At 39.5% G+C, this 655-nt stretch carries 1 protein-coding gene; it reads left to right on the forward strand.

What is annotated here, in order from left to right; genetic code table 11:
• The coding region (locus Q4Q35_RS00780; RefSeq protein WP_496559752.1) for a T9SS type A sorting domain-containing protein at positions 1-655 on the forward strand (655 nt) is incomplete at both ends.

Here is a 655-nt window from a genome sequence, read left to right on the forward strand (position 1 = left end):
TGGACTAACGTGACGTCCTTTACCGTATCAGCAAGCGAACTCGCAGCATTTACGTTCGACAATTTATCAGTTGCTGGTAATAATAGTTCTACCATTTTTGGATGGGAAACGGCCGTAGATGTTAATGACGAGCATAAACTGATAACCGAAACTGTTGACGGTATTACAGTGACGTTCGAAAATGGTGATAGTGAACCTGATAATATTGTTTCATTAGGAAGTACTAGAATTGCTACTGGTAGTGCTAACTTGGTTATTTTTACATTTGACCAATCTGTTGATGTGAACTCCATTGTTGTTAGTGATGCTAGAAGGAGGGACGGTAGAGAATTAACATTTACCCCTATTGGAGGCACAAATGCTCCTGTGGTGGTCACATTAGTAGAGGGTGCTGTCCCAGGAGGCGGAACGCTTTACTTAAATTGGACCGATGTCACGGCCTTTAGGGTTGAGGTAACAGCATCTCCACTTACTTTGACTTTGGATTATAGGTTCGACGATTTATCAGTTAATTCAAGAAGATTAGCTGTTACTGATGATTATGCATTCCAAAAGGCACAAGTATACCCAAATCCAGTAGAGGATATGCTTTATGTTAAGCATGTTTCAGATTTAAAATTAATTAAGGTCTATAATCATTTAGGGCAACAGGTAT

Origin of the sequence: Flavivirga aquimarina (assembly GCF_030540835.1) — a bacterium.
Taxonomy (GTDB): domain Bacteria; phylum Bacteroidota; class Bacteroidia; order Flavobacteriales; family Flavobacteriaceae; genus Flavivirga; species Flavivirga aquimarina.